We start from the raw sequence: 2,797 nt of genomic DNA, 5'->3' as shown, positions 1-2,797 counted from the left end.
AACACGAAGCGACTGCACGCTTCCCTGGATTACAAGACACCACAGCAGGTCGAGAACGAGTACTATGAACACCAGACGGCACAAGCCGCCTCACTGTAAGGACGGAACAAAAACCAGGCCAGTTCAGACTCTGATGCAACACAACTGTGACACAAGTTCAGGAATGGCTATAGTCCGCCGTTCTGAAACTTCGATCACGGTCACAAAGTGTCAGAGTCCGTACAGGCCGGGCATGTTCCGACCGCGCCACACGAGAGCTCAGCGGAACAGCGACCCACCATCCACCACACGATCGGCGGTATCCGCCGCCACCGCATCCCAGGAGAACAACGGCAGCAGCTCCTGCGGCGTCATCGGCCGCGGCTCGCCCACCAATCGCAGCAGCCACGCGCAGTAGCCGACCACGGCACGCGGGTCGTCGCCACGCTCGCGCATCGCCCCCAAATCCAGCGAGTTCAGCCGCTTCGCCATCCGTCGGCCATCGGCCGCATCGATCAACGGCAGGTGCGCGAACTCCGGCGTATCGGTCGCCCCCGAGCATCGCCGCACATACAACTGAATCGCCGTGGACCGCAGCAGGTCGCGCCCGCGCACAATCTGCGTGACGCCCATCGCCATGTCATCCACGCTCACCGCCAGCTGGTAGGCGAACAACCCGTCGGAACGACGCACCACCACGTCGCCCAACTGCCGCGGCAGATCGAAACGTTGCGGTCCGAACACGCGATCGTCGAAACATACCACGCGCGGCAGTCCCTCGGTCGCCGCATCGCACGCAGCGCGGTCCACACGAGATATGTCAGAGTCCGCGTGTTCCGACATGACGGATGTGTCAGGGTCCGGGTCCGCATATGCATCCGGCACGGCCAGACGCCAGGAATGCCGATCGCCTCGGGCCACGCGCGACTCCCGCTCCGCCGCAGGCAGCCTGCGGCATGTGCCCGGGTAGATCAGGAACCCGTCGCCCTCATTCGGCGCGGATGCGGCGCGGATGTCCGCGCGCGAGCAGAAGCACGGGTACACCAGCCCCTGTTCCCGCAGCCGCCGCAGCGCCTCCTCGTATGCATCCAACCGCTGCGACTGGTAGACCGCGTCGCCATCCCAGTCCAGACCGAGCCACGTCAGATCGTCCATAATCCAACGGTCCGCGTCCTTGACCACGCGCGGGGCGTCGATATCCTCAATCCGCAGCAGCACGCGCCCTCCCGCGGCGCGTGCCCCCAGCCAGGCGGCAAGCGCCGCATACGCGTTACCCAGATGCATGCGGCCCGTCGGCGAGGGGGCCAGACGACCGGCTACGGGGGCGGCGGTCACTCGCTCACCCACAGTTCCTCGTCGAGCGGCCACTCGTTCGGGGTGCAGCCCAGCAGGTCCATCGACTGTTGCTGCATGAGCGGGGCCGGCTGGTTCACGGCGGAGCAGGTCAGTTCGTTGTCGAGGTGTCCCAGGCGATGGCCGACCTCGTGGTTGATGACCATCGTACGGTACCGCGACACGGTGCCGCCGGCGTTGAGCCAGCCCTCGGTGGCGTTGTTCCAGCGATCGACGTTGATGACGACGTCGTTGCCGACGCGGCAGCTGTACTCGTCGCTGCATTCGGTGGAGAACGACGTCATCTGGTCGGCGGCGGCCAGAGTGAGGGTCATGCTGCAGGCGTTGGGGTCGGTACCGTCGGCTTCCTGGAAGACGGCGCCGGCGCGGGGCCAGCCGCGGGGGTCGTTGAGGGTGGAAAAGACCGTGTCGGAGAATTCGGTCAGGTCGCCGACCTCGCCTTTGGAAGCGACGCAGTACGTGTATGTGATGAGCTCGTTGCCGCTTTCGGTGGCGGTCTGTTCGGCTTTGGAGAGGATGGCGGCGCGTTCGTCGTCGGTCAGCGGTTCGGGGGTGGACTGCTGGTCGGAGGTGTTCGCATCGTCCTTGCCGTCCGTCTGTGTTTCCGCGTCGGCGTCCTTGTCGGAGTTCCCCTTCCCGTTGGAGCCGTTGTCCTTGGAGCCGGAATCTTGATCGGCCGCGTTGCCTGCGGTCTGGGACTGAGCCGGGGATCCGACGTTATCGGCACCGGCACCGTTGTTGCTGCCCAGGGCGTGTACGCCGAATACGATGCCGAGTGCTATGGCGAGAATGATCAGCGCGGCCAAGCCGAAGACCACGATGCGGCGGACCAGATAGACGTGCGCCGTGCCGGCGGATGATTTAGCGGCGTTGTTGGCAGCAGACGACTTGGCATTACCGGCGGACATCACACCATCGGACGTCGCACCGTCGGACGTGGCTGCGGGGTCCGCGGACGTGGCCGACGGACGCAGGTCCCCGATCACTTGAGATCCCAACGAGACGAGGTGTCGAGCAGCGCGACCGATGGCGCCGGCCGCGCGGATCGCGGCGGAACGGATGGCCCCAGCCGCACGGACTGCTATCGGCCCCAGCTGGGCCGCTCCCCGTCGCAGGGCACGACCGATGGCGCCGACCATACGGGTTGTGAAGGAGCGGACGGCGGGCCACACCTTATGGGCCAGCACATGCAGGGCGCCGGCGAACCAATCGCGGATAGCTCGAATAACGGCGTTGAGGCTGGGCTTGCCGCCTCCATTTGCAGGCTTGTCAGCGTTCACGCCATACACCTCCTCGAAACTCTCACGCCGAATCCAGTATAGACGTCCGCTCGCTGGCATGCGGCCTATGATCCTTTTGACGCGCAATGCCGCACAACCTGCATCAAAAGGACCTTTTACAGCAGGTCCAGAGGTCCTTTTGACGCATAACAACCACAGTCCTACATCAAAAAGACCCGGCGGGG

The 2,797-nt window shown here is 65.1% G+C and carries 2 protein-coding genes; both read right to left on the bottom strand.

The window, feature by feature from the left end; all coding sequences use genetic code 11:
* Positions 1-258 precede the first annotated feature (258 nt).
* Positions 259-1,326, bottom strand: a complete 1,068-nt coding sequence (gene gluQRS / locus B4C31_RS06975; protein WP_291531892.1) for a tRNA glutamyl-Q(34) synthetase GluQRS — start codon at positions 1,324-1,326, stop codon at positions 259-261.
* Positions 1,311-2,240 carry a DUF3152 domain-containing protein gene (locus B4C31_RS06970; RefSeq protein WP_291531891.1) on the bottom strand — a complete coding sequence of 310 codons (930 nt, stop codon included), beginning with the start codon at positions 2,238-2,240 and terminating at the stop codon, positions 1,311-1,313. Before B4C31_RS06970 ends, gluQRS begins: the two co-directional genes overlap by 16 nt.
* Positions 2,241-2,797: the final 557 nt, after the last annotated feature.

The organism is Bifidobacterium sp. UBA4282 (genome assembly GCF_002394995.1).
GTDB classification, from domain to species: Bacteria; Actinomycetota; Actinomycetes; order Actinomycetales; family Bifidobacteriaceae; genus Bifidobacterium; species Bifidobacterium pullorum_B.
This window is presented reverse-complemented; position numbering and strand designations above follow the sequence as displayed.